General features: G+C 54.4%; 16 protein-coding genes, 1 tRNA gene and 1 pseudogene. 12 read left to right on the top strand and 6 right to left on the bottom strand.

The annotated features are described in order from the left end of the window. Window positions 1-266 precede the first annotated feature (266 nt). From AC0L7S_RS04840 to AC0L7S_RS04805, 8 genes are all read left to right on the top strand, one after another. On the top strand, window positions 267-1,679 hold the full coding sequence (locus AC0L7S_RS04840) for a trimethylamine methyltransferase family protein (RefSeq protein WP_473473323.1): 1,413 nt from the start codon (window positions 267-269) through the stop codon (window positions 1,677-1,679). Between the two features lie 45 nt (window positions 1,680-1,724). Beyond that, window positions 1,725-3,227, top strand: a complete 1,503-nt coding sequence (locus AC0L7S_RS04835; protein ID WP_473473322.1) for an oxidoreductase — start codon at window positions 1,725-1,727, stop codon at window positions 3,225-3,227. Between the two features lie 8 nt (window positions 3,228-3,235). After that, window positions 3,236-3,760 (top strand): hypothetical protein, encoded by a 525-nt coding sequence (locus AC0L7S_RS04830; RefSeq protein WP_473473321.1) that lies wholly within the window; start codon window positions 3,236-3,238, stop codon window positions 3,758-3,760. Between the two features lie 34 nt (window positions 3,761-3,794). Continuing rightward, window positions 3,795-4,328 carry a hypothetical protein gene (locus AC0L7S_RS04825; RefSeq protein ID WP_473473320.1) on the top strand — a complete coding sequence of 178 codons (534 nt, stop codon included), beginning with the start codon at window positions 3,795-3,797 and terminating at the stop codon, window positions 4,326-4,328. A gap of 1 nt (window position 4,329) precedes the next feature. Beyond that, window positions 4,330-4,941 (top strand): thiamine pyrophosphate-dependent enzyme, encoded by a 612-nt coding sequence (locus AC0L7S_RS04820; protein ID WP_473473319.1) that lies wholly within the window; start codon window positions 4,330-4,332, stop codon window positions 4,939-4,941. Window positions 4,942-4,983: 42 nt separating this feature from the next. Beyond that, entirely contained in the window at window positions 4,984-5,955 is a 972-nt protein-coding gene (locus AC0L7S_RS04815) for an ABC transporter substrate-binding protein (RefSeq protein ID WP_473473318.1), read from the top strand. A gap of 252 nt (window positions 5,956-6,207) precedes the next feature. Next, window positions 6,208-7,272: a quaternary amine ABC transporter ATP-binding protein gene (locus AC0L7S_RS04810; protein ID WP_473473317.1), complete on the top strand. Its 1,065-nt coding sequence runs from the start codon at window positions 6,208-6,210 to the stop codon at window positions 7,270-7,272. Then, window positions 7,269-8,786, top strand: coding sequence for an ABC transporter permease (locus AC0L7S_RS04805; protein WP_473473316.1), 1,518 nt, complete (start codon window positions 7,269-7,271; stop codon window positions 8,784-8,786). The genes AC0L7S_RS04810 and AC0L7S_RS04805 overlap by 4 nt, the downstream gene beginning before the upstream one ends. Before the next feature lie 690 nt (window positions 8,787-9,476). On the opposite strand, the gene AC0L7S_RS04800 is transcribed toward AC0L7S_RS04805, so the two are convergent. The 3 genes from AC0L7S_RS04800 to AC0L7S_RS04790 all read right to left on the bottom strand — a co-directional run bounded on the left by AC0L7S_RS04800 (window position 9,477) and on the right by AC0L7S_RS04790 (window position 10,912). After that, entirely contained in the window at window positions 9,477-9,935 is a 459-nt protein-coding gene (locus tag AC0L7S_RS04800) for a tyrosine-type recombinase/integrase (RefSeq protein ID WP_473473315.1), read from the bottom strand. After that, a complete protein-coding gene (locus AC0L7S_RS04795; protein WP_473474182.1) occupies window positions 9,911-10,675 on the bottom strand; it encodes a tyrosine-type recombinase/integrase in 765 nt (254 codons plus the stop codon). Before AC0L7S_RS04795 ends, AC0L7S_RS04800 begins: the two co-directional genes overlap by 25 nt. Window positions 10,676-10,838: 163 nt before the next feature. Continuing rightward, window positions 10,839-10,912: transfer RNA gene (locus AC0L7S_RS04790), tRNA-Gly, on the bottom strand. A gap of 117 nt (window positions 10,913-11,029) precedes the next feature. On the opposite strand from AC0L7S_RS04790, the gene AC0L7S_RS04785 reads away from it, so the two are divergent. Together AC0L7S_RS04785 and AC0L7S_RS04780 are read left to right on the top strand one after the other, a co-directional pair. After that, complete coding sequence (locus tag AC0L7S_RS04785) at window positions 11,030-11,293, top strand: DUF6460 domain-containing protein (RefSeq protein WP_473473314.1); 264 nt, start codon at window positions 11,030-11,032, stop codon at window positions 11,291-11,293. Between the two features lie 58 nt (window positions 11,294-11,351). After that, window positions 11,352-12,692 (top strand): MATE family efflux transporter, encoded by a 1,341-nt coding sequence (locus AC0L7S_RS04780; RefSeq protein ID WP_473473313.1) that lies wholly within the window; start codon window positions 11,352-11,354, stop codon window positions 12,690-12,692. Window positions 12,693-12,809: 117 nt separating this feature from the next. Here AC0L7S_RS04780 and AC0L7S_RS04775 read toward each other — a convergent pair. Beyond that, window positions 12,810-13,885: pseudogene (locus tag AC0L7S_RS04775) on the bottom strand (quinone-dependent dihydroorotate dehydrogenase). Continuing rightward, the gene (locus AC0L7S_RS04770) at window positions 13,882-14,232 is read right to left on the bottom strand and encodes a DUF952 domain-containing protein (protein ID WP_473473312.1); all 351 of its coding nucleotides are present in this window, start codon (window positions 14,230-14,232) and stop codon (window positions 13,882-13,884) included. Before AC0L7S_RS04770 ends, AC0L7S_RS04775 begins: the two are co-directional and overlap by 4 nt. A gap of 132 nt (window positions 14,233-14,364) precedes the next feature. On the opposite strand from AC0L7S_RS04770, the gene AC0L7S_RS04765 reads away from it, so the two are divergent. Continuing rightward, complete coding sequence (locus tag AC0L7S_RS04765; protein ID WP_473474181.1) at window positions 14,365-14,802, top strand: hypothetical protein; 438 nt, start codon at window positions 14,365-14,367, stop codon at window positions 14,800-14,802. Between the two features lie 266 nt (window positions 14,803-15,068). Next, window positions 15,069-15,725: a response regulator transcription factor gene (locus AC0L7S_RS04760; RefSeq protein ID WP_473473311.1), complete on the top strand. Its 657-nt coding sequence runs from the start codon at window positions 15,069-15,071 to the stop codon at window positions 15,723-15,725. Between the two features lie 58 nt (window positions 15,726-15,783). Here AC0L7S_RS04760 and AC0L7S_RS04755 read toward each other — a convergent pair whose 3' ends face one another. Then, a complete protein-coding gene (locus AC0L7S_RS04755) occupies window positions 15,784-19,278 on the bottom strand; it encodes a hybrid sensor histidine kinase/response regulator (protein ID WP_473473310.1) in 3,495 nt (1,164 codons plus the stop codon). Window positions 19,279-19,434: the final 156 nt, after the last annotated feature.

Genomic DNA, 19,434 nt, shown 5'->3' with positions numbered 1-19,434 from the left:
TCTATCTAGCATCAGCCTGACCTGTTCCGTCAAACGCTATTAAGAAATGTAATAAGCCTAGCAAGAATTGTGATCTTCCCAAACACGACAGATGTGTGAGTATTGATGCCGATCCTGTTGCATCTGAGGTGCTTGATGTCTAGCCCCACTGCCCACTTGCCACCACGTCGCCGCTCGAATTCGCGGCGTCGTGAGAACAAGGAAACCACCCACCAATTGGTAAGGACATACCTCCCTATATCAAACGCGTCATTCCGGCGTATGAGATGGTCTCCGAGGATGGCCTTGCCTCGATCGAAGATCAGTCAGACAGATTGTTGGCCGAAGTTGGAATGGATTTCAGGGGCGATCCGGAAATTCTTGATATATGGAGAAATGCTGGCGCAAAGGTAGAGGACGAGCGTGTCAGATTTGAGCCGGGCCTCCTTCGCGAAATAATCAGTAAATCTGCACCTCGGCAGTTCCGACAGCTTGCACGAAATCCCGCAAAATCGGTGGTTTTTGGTGGTGACAACGTCGTATTCGCTCCGGCGTATGGACCACCGTTCATTCGCAGTCTGGATTTTGACCGTCGCTACGCCACCAACGAAGATTTCCGTAATCTGGTCAAGCTTGCCTATTCTGCGGACAGCATTCATCACTCGGGCGGGGTTGTGTGCGAACCGGTCGACGTTGCGATCCCTCATCGCCATCTGGAAATGAACTACAACCATATCCGCTTTTCCGACAAGGCATTCATGGGCGCAGTCACCGCACCGGAACGCGCTGAAGACAGCCTTGAAATGGCACGGATCGTCTTCGGCAGAGAGGTTGCAGACAACAACTGTTGTCTCATCAACCTGATCAACGTCAATTCTCCGCTCCTGCTAGATGGCACGATGACCGGAGCATTGAAAGTGTACGCCCGTGCTGGACAGGCGGTCATCGTATCACCCTTTCTGATCGCGGGTGCTATGGGGCCGACAACAGTCGCCTCGAATGTTGCGCAAGCCTTGGCGGAAAGCATGGCCGGAATTGCTCTGGCGCAACTGATCAATCCCGGCACGCCGGTGATGCTGGCCCTTCTTTCGACCGCAATCAACATGCGCAGCGGTGCACCTTCGCGCGGGCCGGAACCCATGCTGACAATGCTGGCGTTCGGCCAGCTTGCACGCCGACTCGGTGTACCATGGCGCGGGGGCGGCTCTCATTCGACATCTAAGATATTGGACGCGCAATGCATGCAGGAAGCGACAAGTTTCATGATGGCGACGGTATTGGCAGGAACGAATTTTGTCGTGCACGCGGCTGGCTCTCTCGAAGGCGGCCTAGCAATTAGCTATGAAAAATTCATAACGGATACTGACAATCTCGCAGGAATGCAGCGTCTGCTTGAGGGTATAGATTTAGGCGCTGAGGAATTCGGCCTAGATGCCTATCACGAAGTCGGGCCGGGCAACCATTTTTTAGGATGCGCCCATACAATGAAGCGATACAAGTCCGCCTTCTATGAAAGCAATTTGAATGACAATAGTTCCTTCGAGCAATGGAAGGAGAACGGGGCAACCGATCTGAGTCAACGGGCCAATGCGTTATGGAAGAAACGTCTGGCCGACTATCAAACCCCACCAATCGATCAGGCGGTAGACGAGGAACTCCTGGCATTCATCGCCAAACGCAAAGCGGAATTGCCGGCTTAAAATCTCTGATCCAATTCAACGATCTTGTTGGCGAAGAAAATACAAATGTTGCAATTTGAGGCCAAAACAGATCCGCTCTTGCAGAGTTTCCAACTGAAGCATCTCAGGCTAAAGAATCGGATCATCAGCACCAGCCATGCTATCTCCTATGACGTGGATGGTAAGCCGCAGGAGCGCTATCAACGCTACCACGAGGAAAAAGCTAAGGGCGGCATAGGTATGACGATGTTCGGGGGCTCCTCCAACATCGCGCCGGATTCCGCATCTGTTTTCGGACAGTTGTACATCGGGGATGATTCCGTCATTCCCTATTTCCAGCAATTTTCTGAGCGCATACATGCTTATGACTGCGCCGTGATGTGTCAGATTACTCACATGGGGCGGCGTACCACGGCATTTGCCGATAACTGGCTTGTCCCCATCGCACCAAGCCGTGTTCGCGAAACGCTGCACCGGTCATTTCCTCGAGACATGGACGCCTCTGACATCAAGCGGGTTGTCAGGAATTTCGGAGATGCCGCCTGGCGCTGCAAGGAAGGCGGGCTCGACGGATGCGAGATCATTGCCGCCTCCCACCTGGTCGGGCAGTTCCTGTCTCCTCACAGTAACCTACGTCAGGATGAATATGGTGGATCTCTTGAGAACCGTGCGCGCTTCGGATTGATGGTTATTGACGAAATTCGCGGACGTGTCGGTGACGACTTTATCGTCGGAATGCGGATGCCCGCGATTGAAGGCGGTGCGGGAGGATTGGGCTTTGAGGATTGTGTGGCGGTCGCACAGCTATTCGAACGCGCTGGAACGGTCGACTTTTTCAACCTTAACTATGGCCGAATGGACACCGAACTGGCCCTAGCTACACAGAATATGCCCGGAATGTCGATTTCGATCGCTCCGTTTCTCGAAACTATCGGGGCATTCCGCCGAGAAGTGATTAAACCTATCTTACACGCAGGAAGAATAACCGATGTGGCAACGGCACGCCATGCGATCAGATCGGAACTTCTAGATCTCGTTGGTATGACGCGTGCCCATATTGCCGATCCTCACATCGTAAACAAAATAGAAGCTGGTGAGGAAGACCGGATCCGTCCGTGCATCGGGGCTGCAATGTGCAGTTCGCCCCGTCGAGTCTGCATTCATAATGCTGCCACCGGCCGCGAACAGAAATTGTCGCATACTATTTCCAAAGACAGCAGTACGGGACGCCGTGTTGTTGTGGTTGGTGGCGGACCAGCAGGACTTGAAGCGGCACGTGTATGTGCCGCGAGAGGGCATGAGGTTGTACTTCTGGAGGCTTCGGACAGGTTGGGCGGCCAGATCCTGATTGCGAGTCAAGTGGGATGGCGTCGCGACCTCCTAGCGATTTCAGACTGGTTGGAGAATGAGATCAAGATGCTCGGCGTCGACGTGCGCTACAATTGCTATGCTGAGGCCCATGACGTGGAAATTCTCGACCCCGATGTTGTTATTTTGGCGACTGGCGGCATTCCCGACATTGACAGTATTGAAGGGGAGAGTTCTGCCAATCGCTATGGGACACGGTAACCGCACCTGTGGTGAACATCCGGACAGCGATCGTATTCGACAGCCTTGGACTTGTGAACGCAGCAACCTGCGCAGAATACCTTGCGGACAAGGGCGTTGTGGTGAGGCTGATAACATCACAACAAATGCTGGCCATCGATGCTAATTACAATGAACGCATCGTGCAGCGGAAACGGCTCTATCAACGGGGCATCGAGGTGGTGCTGGACCAACGAATGGTCTCGGTCACGAAAACCAATCTCGGACACCAGGTACGGTTTGCGAACACGCTAACCGAAGAAGAAGTAACTCTGCTGTGCGATCTCGTCGTCGTAGAGGCCGGTACACTGCCGATCGAGGATCTATTTCATGCGTTGAAATCCGGTTCTATCAACAATGGTGTGACGGATATCGAGGCCATAGTTGCTGGTAAGCAGCAGCCCTGGCCGCGCTCGCACAACCAATATGAACTCTATCGCGTCGGCGATGCAGTCGCGGGGCGCGACATCCATACAGCGATTTACGATTCACTTCGCCTTTGCAGCCACATCTGACCTTCGCAATGCGAAACAGTGAGGAACACGCATAATGAAGCCAGAAAATTACTCGATAAAAGCCTCAGCAATCCTGAAACAAATGGTGGATGCGCGAATCGACTTTGTCACTACTGTACCGGACTTCGTCCAGCTATCGGTGCACGCAGAATTGGAGCGGGGTGTACCCGATTGCCGCTACGTCCGCTGCACCACCGAAGAGCAGGCCACGACTTGCGCCGCTGGGCTAATCATAGGTGGAAAACGACCGCTGACAATCATCCAAAATCAAGGTTTTCTGGCCTGCATTAACGCAGTCCGAGGGGCTGGTCTGGACGCACGTCTTCCCATCGTTTTCATGATTGGTCAGTTTGGTAGAGAAGATGAAAATCAAGGTCGAGATCCGGCTCAATCGGAACGCCGCGTCGTTCGCCTTCTAGAGCCGATGCTAAGCCTATTGGGTATGGACATCCTCAAACTCAATGCGCCGGGCGACGAAATCGGGATCCCACGTTTCTACGAAAAGGCAAGAAGCGAAATGAAGCCTGCAGCGATCGTTGTTGGCGCCCGCACAGCATGGGATGCATGAAATGACCATGAAAACAGCACAGGCCTGCAAATTGATCGCTGATCATCGCGGCATGGCGATCGTTGTATCTACGATGACGGGTATGGCCGAGTTCTTTAAGGTATCGGATGGCAGCATGACTGTGTCGTCGGTGCCTCTGATGGGTGGGGCGGTCGGTTTGGGGCTTGGCCTCGCGCTTGCGCAACCCGACCGGCGCATCATCGTCATTGACGGAGATGCCAGCCTGCTGATGCAACTTGGCTCGCTCGCGACGGTGGTTGACGCGGCACCCGAAAACTTCATTCATTTCGTGATTGGCAATCGGGTCAACTTTGAAGGATTGGCAAATTTGCCACTGCCTGCAAAAGACAGTTTGAAGTTCGACGCCGTCGCCAAAGCTGTGGGATATCGCCAATGTCATTGTTTCGACGACGCCGATACACTCGCCACGGAAATAGAAAGTCTACTGGTTCAGACTGGACCTGTATTTGTGGAACTTCGGATCGAGCCGAATCCGGCGGCGATCGTGGATGGTACAAATCGGACGTTCCAGTTCCCCAACAATCAGTTCACCCGGATGGGCGACGAAGCGCATGCGCTGATGGCCGACCTGAACGCGCAGACCGCAGTGTGAGACGACCAAGCTGACAACAAACTGCAATAACATGGAGGAAAGATGATGAAATATTGGATATCGAAATTGATTGTTGCAATCGGTGTCGTCCTGTTTCTTTCAGGCGCTTCAATCGCCCAAGAGAAGATAATGATCGGCGAACCGACTTGGACGGGGGCAAAAGTTATTGCTAGCCTTATCAAGGTAATCGTCACCGAAAAACTCGGGGTGGAAGCCGAGACGGTGACTGGTACCAATCCCATAATCTTCAAAGCTATGGATCGTGGCAAGGGCGACATCGACGTGCATCCAGACGTCTGGTTGCCCAACGTTTCCAGCCTGACTGACGAATATGTCGACGGCAACAAAACGGTAGTACTAGGCAAGGGAAGCTATGAAGCGAGTTCGGGATTCTGCGTTCCGAGCTACGTGGCGAAAGAGAACAATATCAAGTCGGTTTTTGATTTGGCGACCCCGGAAGCGGCAGCGCTTTTTGACAGTGATAAGGACGGCAAGGGCGAAATCTGGGTTGGGCCAGAGGCGTGGACGGCCTCGAAAATTCGCCAGGTCAAAGTACGCGATTACGGTATCGGAAACTTTTTTATCGGAACCACAGAAGAGGAAGCCATTGCATATGCGAAACTCGGAACTGCCATTCAGCAACACAAGCCAATGGTCTTTGCCTGCTATAAGCCACATTTCATTTTCACGCTCTACGATCTTACTAAGCTGGATGAACCTGCAAATGATCCCGCCAATTACGTTGTGGTGCAGCCGGACAAGGATCCTGACTGGTTTGCGAAATCGACCGTGAAATCGGCCGACCCAGTAGTGACTGCGCGCATTGCCTATTCCAAATCGCTAGAGACGCGCGCGCCTCAAGTAGCGGATCTTCTATCAAGGATCGATCTGGACACGGATACTGTCAGCGCTTGGACAAATGCCGTGGCCACAGAAAAGCGAGAGCCTGATGAGGTCGTACGCGAATGGATCGCAGCGAACCCAGACATGGTCAATAGCTGGCTGGGACTGTAGAGGCCCGATCAGATTCGTGCCAAAGCGTTGCGATTTGTTGTCGGATCAAAGCGATTTGAATGAGGGTGAGAAATAGTGGGTGCCAGTTTTCATCCCGGACCCCACACTAAACTATTGCAATCGATCATGCTCATGATTTCGGATCGATTCGACTCTAGATTCCCGTGATCTAAATGCACCGCCTCCATCTCGGAGGCGGTGCTCTCGAGCCAAGACGGAACACATTTATCGCACCAGAGACTGGAATTGAAAATGCCATCTGCAACAGTTCAAGACGTCATCCGATTGCAGAATGTCTGGAAGATATTCGGTTCACGCGCCGGAGAAGCTCTCAATGCCGTTCGCGAGGACGGATTGAGCAAGGCAGATGTTCTTAGTCGCTTCGACTGCGCCGTTGGGGTAGCTGACGCGTCATTCTCGGTCGTAAAGGGTGAAATTTTCTGCGTCATGGGCCTGTCGGGGAGCGGTAAATCCACCTTGGTGCGCCATATCAACCGCCTACTCGAACCAACGGACGGCAAGATTGAAGTTGGAGGCGTAGATGTCATGTCACTCAGGCAACGCGATCTGAGACAGTTGCGCAATGCAAAGATCGGAATGGTCTTCCAGAATTTCGGCCTGATGCCGCACCGTACGGTGCGCGACAATGTCGCTCTACCACTCGAGGTGCGCGGCGTTGGCAAAACCGAACGTCGTAGAATGGCAGAGAACTCGATTTCCATGGTGGAACTCGAGGGGTGGGAAGACAAATACGCGAATGAACTTTCAGGCGGGATGCAGCAACGGGTTGGCCTTGCCCGCGCGCTCGCCGCGGATCCAGACATTCTACTCATGGACGAGCCCTTCAGTGCCCTCGACCCACTTATCCGCCGACAGCTTCAGGGGCAATTCATGGCGCTTTCCGCGAACCTACGCAAGACCACTGTTTTCATCACCCATGATTTGGATGAGGCTATCCGAATCGGCAACCGTATCGCGATTATGAAGGACGGCGAGATCGTGCAGATCGGAACAGCCGAACAGATCGTGACTGCTCCGGCCGACGACTACGTTGCGGACTTTGTTGCAGGGATATCCCGGTTGAAATTAGTGTTTGCTCACACCATCATGCAGCCCATTGACCGCTACAAGGCGGAGAATCCACCTGTACCGGCCAACTCGCCAACCGTACACGAGGATAGCGATCTCAACAGTCTCATTGATGTGAACATCCAGTTTTATAGCAAGCCTATCATCGTCATTGACAGCGACGAAAACGCCATAGGGATAGTGACCGGCAAGGACCTGTTGCAGGGCATACAGGGACACAGGCGATGAATTCGAAACATTCTGAAACCCAAGCTCGCAACGATGACAAAATTGAAGCCCTCGTTCGGAGATTTGTCGGTCCCAATTCCGATTATTATATCGTGCAATTTGCTAAAATTGGTCAGGCCGCCCGTTTCCGCGCTACGTTCAACTTTCTGGCGTTTTTGCTTGGCCCCATTTGGTACGGGACACGCAATCTCTGGAACTGGGTCTTGCCATTTGCGGTGCTCGAGGTCATCACCCTGATCCCCCTGTTCCGAGGTTTGTTTAGCGATCTCGCTCTTGAGGAAAAGGCTCGTGCGGCCAATATCGCTGCCATTCTCGAAGAACGCAGAGAACAGGCCGCAGAAGCATTGAAGACCGGTGCTGACAATGTTGATTCCCTACATCGTGCAGCAGAGTCGTTGGCGCACGCGCTCTCAGCCTCACATGCGCAGATCGATGCCCTGTCGAGCAACGGTGTGACCCTTGTAGCAATCGGGCTGACTTCTCTACTACTGGTCAAGCTGACTGAAGCAATTCTTGCAAATTGGCTTTTCGAAAAACAGTTCAACAAATGGCGGTCAGAGCCGTCTTTGCCTGCTGGCATCCGCCCGCTTTCAGTTGCAGGGGCAATCGGGCTGGTCATGCTGGTCTATACGGCGACATTGGCAAAATTCACTCTGTCTATCCCGACATGGATACTGATCGAATTCCCCACCGACAAGACTTATCGTCTAACCATGGCCTCGGAAATCAAGGATTGGTTTGGACGAATGACAAACCAATGGGAAGCAGTATTCGACGGTATCACTCTTTTAATCCGCACGTTGCTCGATGCGCTAGAGACAATTTTTGTTGATACCCCATGGGTCGTGATACTGATTATCGTGGTCTTGCTGGCTTGGCGCTCAGCCGGCGTTCGGGTGGCAATCTTCGCGTGTGCCGCCCTTCTCTATATCGGATTTCTCGGATTTTGGGATAAGGCGATGGCAACGGTGGCATTGCTGGGTACTGCTGCATGTATTAGCATCTTTTTCGGGTTGCCCATTGGTATTCTCTGCGCGCGTAAGCCGAAACTCTACGTTCTTGTGCGCCCAGCACTGGACTTTATGCAAACCATGCCGTCGTTCGTCTATCTCATCCCGGTCATCGCATTTTTCGGTACAGGCAAACCGGCGGGAATCATCGCAACGCTGATTTTCGGTAGCCCGCCGGTCATCCGCATGACGGTCCTAGGGATCAGAGGCGTTCCCGAAGCCGTCCGTGAGGCCGCAATTGCCTTTGGTGCAAGTCCAGCTTATCTGCTGTTTCGGGTAGATCTACCCCTTGCTGCGCCGTCGATAATGGCCGGAATCAACCAAACCATCATGCTCAGCTTGTCCATGGTTGTCATCGCTTCGCTCATCGGAGCCAAGGGACTTGGCGAAGACGTTCTCGAAGCATTGCAATACGCTTCAGAGGGACAAGGCATACTAGCAGGTTTTGCAATACTATTCTGCGCAATGATCTTAGACCGCATCATTCAGGGAAGGCGCTCCTGAAACATTGATCTTGCATCGTTTGAAATAAGCCGGTCGGACGTGGCTTTTTGTCTACACGCCTCCCGTGCTTCCTGGTGTAAAATCGCGGCGAGCATGGACCCTCCGCGAGCAGGCTCTATCATGTTGATATGACGTAATAAATCGGTCGTTTCATATTGGCTAAAATTGCGCCTGCTGTAACTTTGTTCCAAAATCTGAAAGTTTAGTCAAATCAGTCGGTTCGTGTTTTATAGCTCGGGGGTACTGTTCGGCGAAATTTCACACTCGCCATCATTCCTGCAAACTTGTGGTCTGCAAGGTGGGCGCCGAGAGACGCTCGGCCCAACTGGCGCCGTAAAGCCCGAAATAGCGTCTCTGGCAAGGCTTCCCGCAACACCACATGCCGCTAACCCACGGAAATGACGTGACTTCTCGGACAGTGAATTGTGGGCAGTGGTTCCGAGAATTTCGCTGGTGGAGCTGAGGAGGATCGAACTCCTGACCTCTGCGCATTTCTAGGCCACGAAAACTCTATCGAATTTAAGGTGCCTTTGGGAGTATTGCCAAACAGAGACGAATTGCCGAAAAGTGAAACAGATAAGCAATTAATATAAAAACTAAATGGCCTTGGATGTAGTGAGATTTGAACCGCATCTGAGCGGGTGGAGTGAAATTATTTCGAGCGAGTATCATTAACCGCAGACCTACTTCTCAGACGTTGTCCCGTTTTGGCGATAGCTGCATCTCGTCGAGGAAATCGGCCCACCATTGCATCAAGTAAACGCGATCGTCCCAATACTCTGCCCGATTATAGGCTCTGCGTACCTTGTTGCCTTCAACATGTGCAAGTTGTGCCTCGATGACGTCGGAGCTAAATAGCTTGCTTTCATTGAGGATAGTGCTCGCAGTCGCTCGAAACCCGTGCGCGGTATGCTGATCCTTGGTGAACCCCATCCGCCGCAGGGCGGAGTTCATTGAGTTTTCGGATAGATGCAATTTCCCGGACATCATCGAAGGGAATACTGCCCCTTCCTTGCTTAACTGCTGCATCTCTTTGAAAACTGCCAATGCTTGCCGAGACAGCGGGATAGAGTGGGGCCGTCGCATCTTAGCCTTGGAAGCAGGGATCGACCAGACGGCATTGATCAAGTCGACCTCGCCCCACGCCATCGTACGAGTTTCCCCGGTCGAGCGAAACACAAGGCTTGTATTTCGAGTGCGCCCTTTAGAGACGGCCAGCCGTCATATCCGCGAATCGCCCGCATTAAGCCGCCAACCTGTTCTGGAACCGTTATAGCGGCGCGGTTCACCACTTTTGGAGCTGAGAGGGCTCCTCTTAAAGCAAACGTCGGATCGGTTTTCGCCCTAAGAGTGGCCACGGCAAACCTGAAGACGCGACTAATCGCGGCTCTTGTTGCGATTGCGGTATCTCGCTTGCCTGCGCGCTCTACCGTTTGCAAAACGTCTAGTATCTCTGCGGCCGTTATATCCGAGATAGGCCGATCACGAAGCCTGACCGACACTATTTCAAGCATCCAGCGGTTCTTTTGAACTGTCGCGGGGCTTCGACCCTGCTGAGTTATCCGCTGAAGGAATTCGCTCGCCACGGCTCCGAACGTACTGGCATTCGCCGTCTTGGCAGCGATTCGCTCAATCTTGCGCTGTAATGACGGGTCCCTCCCTGCGCTTAACAGCTTTTTCGCAGCATCCCGTTTTTCTCTGGCCTCAGCGAGGCTAATGCTGGGATATTGGCCTAGGGCCAGCGTTTTTCGTGTGCCGAAGAATCGATAATCGAGACGCCAAGCCTTTGTGCCATGAGGCGTCGTTAAAACATAGAGACCACCTGAATCCGTTGTTTTGAACGGCTTGGCGGATGGTTTTAGGTTCTGGACAGCAACATTAGTGAGCATTTGACGGTACCCGTATTCATAGCGGCGCTCGATACCGTCACAAATACCGACAATTTTATCGGCTGACAAGCTATTGCAATGGACGATAGCGGACACTCGATTGCAAAAACATTAGCGTTTTCAGGCGTTACCGTACGTACTCGCACATTACTGGAAATAGAATTGGAGCGGGTAGCGGGAATCGAACCCGCGCGTTCAGCTTGGGAAGCTGACAGGCTACCATTACATCATACCCGCGCTTCGGTTTGGTTAGCATGCAAGCAGCTATTCGGGCAATCTCAAAGCCGCATCACTTGCAGCTTTCGCGCCAAGTGCGTATCTCTCGCGCTGGCACGGATTTTCGAGGAGACGGCATTGTCCGCTTTAACCCACTTTCTCGGCGATTCGCCGATCAAGGTAATTCTGAAGCTTATCGTCGTCTCCTTCCTTGTCGGGCTGGTAATGAATGCTTTCGGCTGGTCGCCAGCCGACGTGCTTCTTGGCATCCAGAACGTCTTTCGAGACATCTGGAATATGGGCTTTCGTGCGATCGAACGCTTCCTCGGCTATATCCTGCTTGGCGCTGCCATTGTCGTTCCGGCTTTCTTGCTGTTGCGTATTGCCAAACTCGGAAAATAGGCGGATTTCACCATGATAGCGCAGGGTCCTGATTGAATCGGCTGTGCTGAGTGGAACTATGACGCTGAATTTGGCATCGGAAGTTGTTGCGCGCCCATTCGCGGTTTCCAACCGGGTGGTGCTTTCCATCGCGGTGCCGATGACGCTTGCCTATCTCACAACGCCTCTGCTCGGCCTGACCGATACGGCAGTTGTCGGGCAGCTTGGCGATGCGGCATTGCTTGGCGGATTGGCTGCTGGCGCATTGATTTTCGACGTTGTTTTCACCACTTTCAACTTTCTGCGCTCGGGCACGACAGGTCTTGTCGCGCAGGCCTTCGGGCGCGAAGATGCTGTGGAAGAGCAGGCGGTGTTTTGGCGCGCGGTGCTTGTCGCTGTCATCGCAGGCGTGGTTCTGGCAGTCCTTGCACCATTGATTGCGGCGGGCGGGCAATGGTTCATTGGTGGCGAACCGCGTGTCAGTCAGGCGATGGGCGTTTACATCAAGATCAGGCTCCTCGCGGCACCGTTCTCGCTGATCAATTATGCCATACTTGGTTATGTGCTGGGTCGAGGTGAGGCAAAGCTTGGCCTGCTGCTACAGATCGTTCTCAATGGCATCAATATTGCGCTTTGCGTTTTTCTCGGGCTGGAGCTCGGTTGGGGCGTGGCTGGCGTCGCCTGGGCCACCGTCATCGGCGAATTTGCAGCAGTGCTTCTTGGTCTTGCAATCATATGCAGGCGTTTTTCTTTCGCGCCGCGTCTGGCGAGAGAGCAGGTGTTCAATATGGCGGCGTTCACACGGATGCTGTCCCTGAACAGAGACATCATGATCCGCTCATTCTCGCTGCTCGCAGCCTTTGCCTTGTTTACCAGGCAAGGTGCGCAATTTGGTACCGTGACATTGGCAGCCAATGCGGTTTTGATGAATTTCTTCCTCGTTGCCGGCTATTTCCTCGACGGATTTGCAACGGCCGCCGAACAGCTTGCTGGCCGGGCTATAGGAGCTCGCGCTCCGGTTTCGTTCAGACAGGCGGTGCGTCTTACACTGGTTTGGGGTTTTGCACTGTCTGGCGCGGCAACGCTTGTCTTCCTGCTTTTCGGTGCCGATCTGGTGGCGGTGATAACAACATCCCGCGATGTGCAGGCCATGGCCGACACCTATCTGCCGTGGGCGGCGTTCACGGCATTGAGCGGCGTGCTGGCATTTGAGATGGATGGCGTGTTTATCGGTGCCACATGGTCGCGCGACATGCGCAACATGATGTTCTTATCGTTTCTCGCATTCATTGCCGCGATGCTGCTGCTTACGCCAATTTTCGGCAATTATGGTCTATGGGCCGCGCTTCATGTTTTCCTGCTGGCGCGCGGTTTCAGCCTTCTGACGATATTACCACGACGAGTGCGAACGGCTTTTTAAAGCAATTGCAGGAAAAGTGGGCACCGGTTTTCCGTCCGCAATTGCGAGAGGCCAAGAAGACCGTTTGCGGTCTCAATTGCAGGAAAAGTGGGGACCGGTTTTCCGTCCGCAATTGCTCTAAAGTGGTTTGCTCGCCCAATGTTCAAGCTGGGTGTCGCGAATTTCGCCAATTGAGCTAACCCCTTCGCGCTCGATATGCTGGAGCATGCCGGCGACGATGCGGCTGGGCAGCGAAGGGCCAGCATAAATCATGCCGGTATAGAGCTGGACAAGGTCGGCTCCGGCGCGGATTTTCTCAAGCGCAGTGTCCGTGGAGTTTATCCCGCCGACGCCGATGAGCGCGCATTTCGGACCGAGCAATTTGCGCATTTTGGCAAGAACGATGGTGGAACGCTCAAACAGGGAGTTCCCGACAGCCCGCCCGCCTCGCCGCGAAACCGTGTATCTTTGAGGTTCGGCCTTGCAATGGTGGTGTTGGAGACGATGACCCCATCGATTGCCTTGTCCGAGATCTCGGCGGCGATGTCTTCAAGTTCGGCTTCGACAAGGTCCGGTGCGATCTTCAGGAAAATCGGCGGCTGGGCCGAAGCATCCGAACGTGCAGTCTTGACCCTTGAGAGCAGTTCGCAAAGCTCCTCACGCGCCTGCATGTTGCGCAGGCCGGGCGTGTTGGGCGAGGAAATATTGACCGTAAGATAGGATGCAAGCGGCGCAAACCGAGCGACGCCGATTTCATAATCTCCAATGCGATCAGTGCTGTCCTTGTTGGCCCCGATATTGACGCCGACAATGCCTTTGCGGTTCCGGCGCGCGCCAAGACGCTTTAGTGCAGCCTCATGCCCCTCATTGTTGAAGCCGAGCCTGTTGATGACGGCTTCAGCGCCGGTTATGCGGAAAATGCGCGGTTTCGGATTACCGACCTGAGGTCGCGGTGTCAGCGTGCCGACCTCGGCAAAACCGAAGCCGAGCGATAGCAGCGCGTCCGGCACCTCAGCGTTTTTGTCATAGCCGGCGGCCATGCCGAGCGGGTTGGGAAATGTCAGCCCGCACACATTTGTTTGCAAACGCCTGTCATTTACGATGGTGCTCGCATTTGGCAGTCCGCAACGCAAAGCCGCGATGGAAAGACCATGCGCGGTCTCCGGGTCAAATTGGAAAAGCAGCTTGGATGCAAGCCGGTTCAGGGGGCTCATTCGCCCTCCAGCACGGGAAAGACATGCGCGCCGTCCGCGCCAACAGGGAGCGGATGAACCCAAAGCACGCTTGACAGGTCGAGTGCTCCATAAAGATGGGGAAAGAGCGCCCCGCCGCGCGAAGGTTCAAAGCGAAGGTCGGGGCCAAGTTTGCCGCTGTCGATTGCGACAAGCAGCAATTCTGTCTGGCCGGTGAAATGCTTCGCGGCTGTTTCGCGGGCTTGCCCAGCCGTCGAGAAATGGATGAAGCCATCCGACACGTCGACCGGGGCGCCGGTGAAGCGCTTGTGCTTCTCTGCTTCGCGCCAAAGGGCTTGCGGTACAATCTTGTAGATAATCTGTGGCATGGATGCGCTATAGTCAAAATGTGGTGGGCAGGAAAGGGTGCGTGCGCTCCATCCCCAATTTGGGTGTCCCCAATTCCGGCGCAAACGCTGCCTACTCTGTTGGTGACGGTGAAATTGAACATGGAGGATATGATGCGACTGGAAGGTTTTATGGTGCCTGCCATGCTGGCCATTTTTGCCACGACTCCCGTTCATGGCGAGGAAGCCGCCCGTTACCAGCTTGAGAAGTCGTCCGAAGGCTATGTGCGCCTCGATACGAAAACCGGCGCGTTGACACTGTGCAATGAGACGTCGGGGCAACTTGTTTGCAAGATGGCCGCGGATGAGAGAGGAGCGTTTCAGGATGAGGTTGACCGCCTCCATGCGTCAGTCAAGGCGCTCGACGAGCGTGTGGTCAAGCTGGAGACGTCGCTAACGGCGCGTTTGGAATCCAAACTGCCGACGGACGAGGAGTTCGACAAGACCATGGGCTATATGGAGCGCTTTTTGCGAAGCTTCATGGGCATCGTCAAGGACATGGAAAAAGACGATGCGGGTGATACAGGCAAAATGGTGCCTCAAAAAACATGAGTTCGCACCGCGCCCGAAACTGACTGTCCAAATGGTCTAATGCATTGGATTTATAAGTGGTTGCCGCTTACCGTAAAAACCCCGGTGCTCAATAAAAATCGTAGAGCGTCCTTTGTGCATCTGATTGGACGTATGGCACCCTTATGCTGTTGGCAAACCCGCGCATGCGGTGTTAAGGCTTGAAAATGTTGCGTCTCACCCTTTAAGCTTGGCAATGTGATCCCGCAAAGAATAAAGAAGACAAGAATAGGGATTGGGAGGGCTAATTGTCGGCAGGTTACACCTTCGTCATCGCTGACGATCACCCTTTGTTTCGTGGTGCGTTGAAAGAAGCGATTGCCGGGATGGGAGGAAATTCCACCATTCATGAGGCCGGTGATTTTGAAAGCGCCAAGACGCTGGTATCTGCAAACGAGGAGATCGACCTCGTGCTGCTCGATCTCGCAATGCCGGGAGCAAGTGGCCTTTCCGGCCTGATATCGTTGCGCGGCGTCCATCCCTCAGTGCCGATAGTCGTGGTTTCAGCCCATGATGATACGGTAACGATCCGGCGCGCCCTTGAACTTGGTGCCTCTGGCTTTATCTCCAAGTCCGCCAGCATGGCCGAAATCCGTGATTCGGTGCAAACGGTGCTTGCCGGTGGCATTGCCACGCCGGTGGGAACGGATCTTGGTGTGGAGGGTGATCCCGAAATTTCCGACCTCATCAAGCGGCTGCAAACGCTGACGCCGCAACAGACCCGGGTTCTGGGCATGTTGGGAGAAGGGCTGTTGAACAAGCAGATCGCCTACGAGTTGAGCGTTTCGGAAGCGACGGTCAAGGCGCATGTGTCGGCGATTTTGCAAAAACTCGGCGTAGACAGCCGCACCCAGGCCGTCATTCTTCTGTCGAAGATCGGCAGCGAGCCACTTTCGGCGGGTTAACCTCTCGAAACATAACCGCCCAAGCGCTTCACGAAATCTGCGCCGTCGAACGCGGCCTTCACGGTTCCACGCTTGCCAGGGGCCTGATCCGGGCCATCATGGAGCGCAGGACGGCTGGTTTGACCGGCTTGTTGATGACCGCGACGTCAAGCGCCTCCGCTTCAGTGCGCACCTCGCTGGAACGGTCGGCGGTGACCAGAAAGGCCGGTGTGGCCTCACCATAAATGTCTCGAAGTCTAGCTATAAAATCGAGACCGGTTTCTTTATTGAGATGATAGTCGGCGAGGATGACATCGGGGGCGCGATGTTCCTGTTGCGCTGCGTGGAAGGCCTGCGAACCTGAAAACGCCTGCACGTTGCAGCCCCAGCCTTCGAGCAGCAGACGCATGCCTTCGAGGATGCGAATGTCGTTGTCGATGCACAAGACGTTGAGACCCGCAAGGCTGGCGATAGCGTGAATGGGTGGGCTGCTGGCGGCTTCCGGCTCGCAGGGCAATGTCTCGCTTGCCGGAAGAATGACCGAGAAGCGTGTGCCTTTTCCCTGATTTGAGAATATTCGGATTTCAAGGCGCAGGACGCGCGCAATGCGGTCAACGATGGACAGGCCAAGCCCCAGCCCTTCAGCTTCTCTCGTGCCTTCGTCAAGGCGCGTGAATTCACGGAAAACAGAGTTCAATTTGTCACCGGCAATGCCTATCCCTGTGTCGTAAACCTGAATTTCGACCAATTCGCCACGTCGCCGCACGCCGACTAGAACCCGGCCTTGACGTGTATATTTGATGGCATTGGAGACAAGGTTCTGGATGAGGCGGCGCAAGAGATTGCGTCCGGTTCTCACGCTGAGCGAGGAAGGCACGATGATCAGTTCAAGGTTCTTCTCAGATGCCATCGGCTGAAAGTCGGTCGCGATCTGGCGCAGCAACCCGTCCAGCCTGAACGTCGTTTCATCCGGTTTCATCGCCCCTGCATCAAGGCGCGAAATGTCGAGAACCGCGCCGAGAATATTTTCAACCGACTCAAGAGACGATTCGATTTTGACGGCTGCTTCGCCTGTCGGTCCTGATCCTGTCTTTTCAATCAGGGATGAGCAATAAAGTCGCGCTGCATTCAGTGGTTGCAAAATGTCGTGACCGACAGCCGCCAGAAAACGTGTCTTGCTGAGATTGGCCTCTTCTGCGATGTGCTGTGCCTGCGCCAATTCCTCGTTGACGAGTGTGAGTTCAGCCGTTCGTTTGACAACGCGTTGTTCGAGCGTCTCGTTCACGCGTTTGAGCGACAGGTCGGCATGCACGCGTCTGGTAATGTCGGCATATGTGGCAACAATGCCGCCGTCCGGCATCGGGCTGGAGCGCAACTCGATGGTTCGGCCACTGGTCTTGAGTTCCAGTTGCCAGGCCTCTCCAAAGCTCGTCAACCGTTCCAGCGAACTTGCTTCCTCGGCTTCTTCTATATCACCGCGATGTGCCAGGAATGCGAGGATTTGTCCGAGCGAAACACCGACTTGCCCCATCTCGTCTGGCAGTTCGAAGAGGAGCCGATATTGTCTGTTCCAACAGGTCAGGCGCAGATCCTTGTCGAAAACGGTGATGCCTTGTTCCATCTGGTCGAGCGCGATTTGCAGGAGGTCGCGATTTTGTTGCAATGCATCCGAGGCATCGTCGAGCAGGCGAAAGGCATCCTTGGCCGAGCGGTCATGACGCTGAACCAGCAGCGAGAGGATAAGCCGGGCAGACGATGAGCCAACCGCGCTCGCCAGCAATTGTTCACCGAAGCGAATGGTCTCGATGCTGGCTGGCGAGTGGCCATGCATGGTTCGTCCCTCGCTTTGTTCGAACGACTGGAATGAGCGTTCCGTGCGCTCGACGCCGAGATAGCGTGAAATCGTATCCTTCATTTCATTGACAGTTACGCTTGTGCGAAACCTTCGCAGGCTGGGCATCTGGCCGGCCCCGCGCGGCACGAAGATCGCCGCCTGAATGCGTTCGCGCGGTTTGGATGCGCGTGACAGCGAGCCAAGAACGTAAAACAGGATATTTGTCGCCAGGCTCCACAAGACGCCGTGGTTGAGCGCTTCGCCACTGGTGCCGAACAAAGCCTGTGGTCTTAGGGCCGCGATGCCGAAAGGCCCGTTTACCAGAAAAGATATGTCTGGTGCGAGTAGTGAAGGGATGAACAATGTGTAGGCCCAGACCCCGATCCCGGCGGCCATGCCAAGCGTTGCGCCGCGTGCATTTGCCCCTCGCCACACCAGCCCGCCAAAGAAAGCAGGCGCGAATTGGGCGATTGCCGCAAACGAGATCAGGCCAAATGCGACGAGGCGAACATTGTTGGCCATTTCAAGGTAGTAGAGAAACCCGGCGAACAGAATGAAGAAAATTGCGGCGCGCCGGATGACGAGGATGATTTTCGACCAGTCTTCATGTTCTCCTGCATTTGGCTTCAAGAGCCTGCGTAAAACGAGCGGTATGACAAGATCGTTGGAGATCATGATCGAAAGGGCGACGCTCTCGACAATGACCATCGCGGTTGCCGCCGACAGGCCACCGACAAAAGCAATCATTGCAATGAAGTCTCGCCCGTTGAAGAGCGGAACAGCCAGCACGTAGAGGTCGGCGCTGGCCGCACCGCCGACAACGGTGAGCCCCGCAAAAGCGATAACGATGACAAAAATATTGATGAGGACAAGATAAAGCGGGAAGAGCCAGCTTGCCGTGCGCAATTCCTTCTCGCTGCGGTTTTCCACAATGGTCATGTAGAATTGCCGGGGCAACATGATTACGGCAAAGGTGGCAAGCATTGTCAAAACGACCCATGTCGCTGGAGATGTTCGATAGCTGATCGAGGCCTGAACCATCTCATTGGCCTGTATGGCTTCGAACAGGCTGGCCGGGTGATGGAACAGGAACAGGCTGATGGCGACGCCCACGGCAAGAAATGCCGTGAGTTTGATGACGGATTCCACCGCCATTGCCAGAACCAGCCCGTCCTGATGTTCCGTGGCATCGGCATGTCGGGTGCCAAACAACACGGCAAAAATGGCCAGCAGAAAAGCCACGACAAAGGCAACATCACGATACACGAAGTCACTCGACATGGCGTCTGGCGAATAAAGCGAAACCATCAAGCCGATCGACCCGGCGATCGACCTGAGTTGCAGCGCGATATAGGGGATGATGCCGATTGTGGCGATGATGGTGGCAATTGAGGCGACAGCGAAACTCTTGCCGTAGCGAGCCGCCAGAAAATCCGCGATCGACGTGATCTTCTCCGCCTTGCTAAGCTTGATGATGCGCTTGAGGAGCGGATAGCCGAAGATGAACATCATGATTGGCCCGACATAAATCGTCAGGAATTCCAATCCACGCTCGGATGCCAGCCCGACCGATCCGAAAAATGTCCACGAGGTGCAGTAAACGGCAAGGCTGAGAGAATAGATGTAGGGCCGCGACGCAATGGGGCCGCGCCGCGCCGCATGCCTGTCGCCCACGCTTGCGACGGCAAAGAGCATCGTCACGTAGAGAATGGCGACGATGACGATAAACCAGCCCTGCAAAGCCTGAAATTCCTTCGCTCAATTGCGCTCGAACCGATATTGAGAAGCAACCACAGCCTGATTGCCCTGTCCACCGCGACCTTGGGAGTGTCTGCCGCCGCGCGCTGCATGGCAATCTCCGACATTTATTCCATGCCGAAAACCCTCATTCGCGCA

The sequence above is a fragment of the Mesorhizobium sp. G2-6-1 genome (assembly GCF_055809095.1).
This window is presented reverse-complemented; position numbering and strand designations above follow the sequence as displayed.

Bases quoted from the DNA above. Each gene is read 5' to 3' on its own strand.
- AC0L7S_RS04840 (WP_473473323.1), top strand. From the start codon at position 267: ATGGTCTCCGAGGATGGCCTTGCCTCGATCGAAGATCAGTCAGACAGA.
- AC0L7S_RS04835 (WP_473473322.1), top strand. From the start codon at position 1,725: ATGTTGCAATTTGAGGCCAAAACAGATCCGCTCTTGCAGAGTTTCCAA.
- AC0L7S_RS04825 (WP_473473320.1), top strand. From the start codon at position 3,795: ATGAAGCCAGAAAATTACTCGATAAAAGCCTCAGCAATCCTGAAACAA.
- AC0L7S_RS04820 (WP_473473319.1), top strand. From the start codon at position 4,330: ATGACCATGAAAACAGCACAGGCCTGCAAATTGATCGCTGATCATCGC.
- AC0L7S_RS04815 (WP_473473318.1), top strand. From the start codon at position 4,984: ATGATGAAATATTGGATATCGAAATTGATTGTTGCAATCGGTGTCGTC.
- AC0L7S_RS04810 (WP_473473317.1), top strand. From the start codon at position 6,208: ATGCCATCTGCAACAGTTCAAGACGTCATCCGATTGCAGAATGTCTGG.
- AC0L7S_RS04805 (WP_473473316.1), top strand. From the start codon at position 7,269: ATGAATTCGAAACATTCTGAAACCCAAGCTCGCAACGATGACAAAATT.
- AC0L7S_RS04800 (WP_473473315.1), bottom strand. From the start codon at position 9,935: ATGGCGTGGGGCGAGGTCGACTTGATCAATGCCGTCTGGTCGATCCCT.
- AC0L7S_RS04795 (WP_473474182.1), bottom strand. From the start codon at position 10,675: ATGCTCACTAATGTTGCTGTCCAGAACCTAAAACCATCCGCCAAGCCG.
- AC0L7S_RS04780 (WP_473473313.1), top strand. From the start codon at position 11,352: ATGACGCTGAATTTGGCATCGGAAGTTGTTGCGCGCCCATTCGCGGTT.
- AC0L7S_RS04770 (WP_473473312.1), bottom strand. From the start codon at position 14,232: ATGCCACAGATTATCTACAAGATTGTACCGCAAGCCCTTTGGCGCGAA.
- AC0L7S_RS04765 (WP_473474181.1), top strand. From the start codon at position 14,365: ATGCGACTGGAAGGTTTTATGGTGCCTGCCATGCTGGCCATTTTTGCC.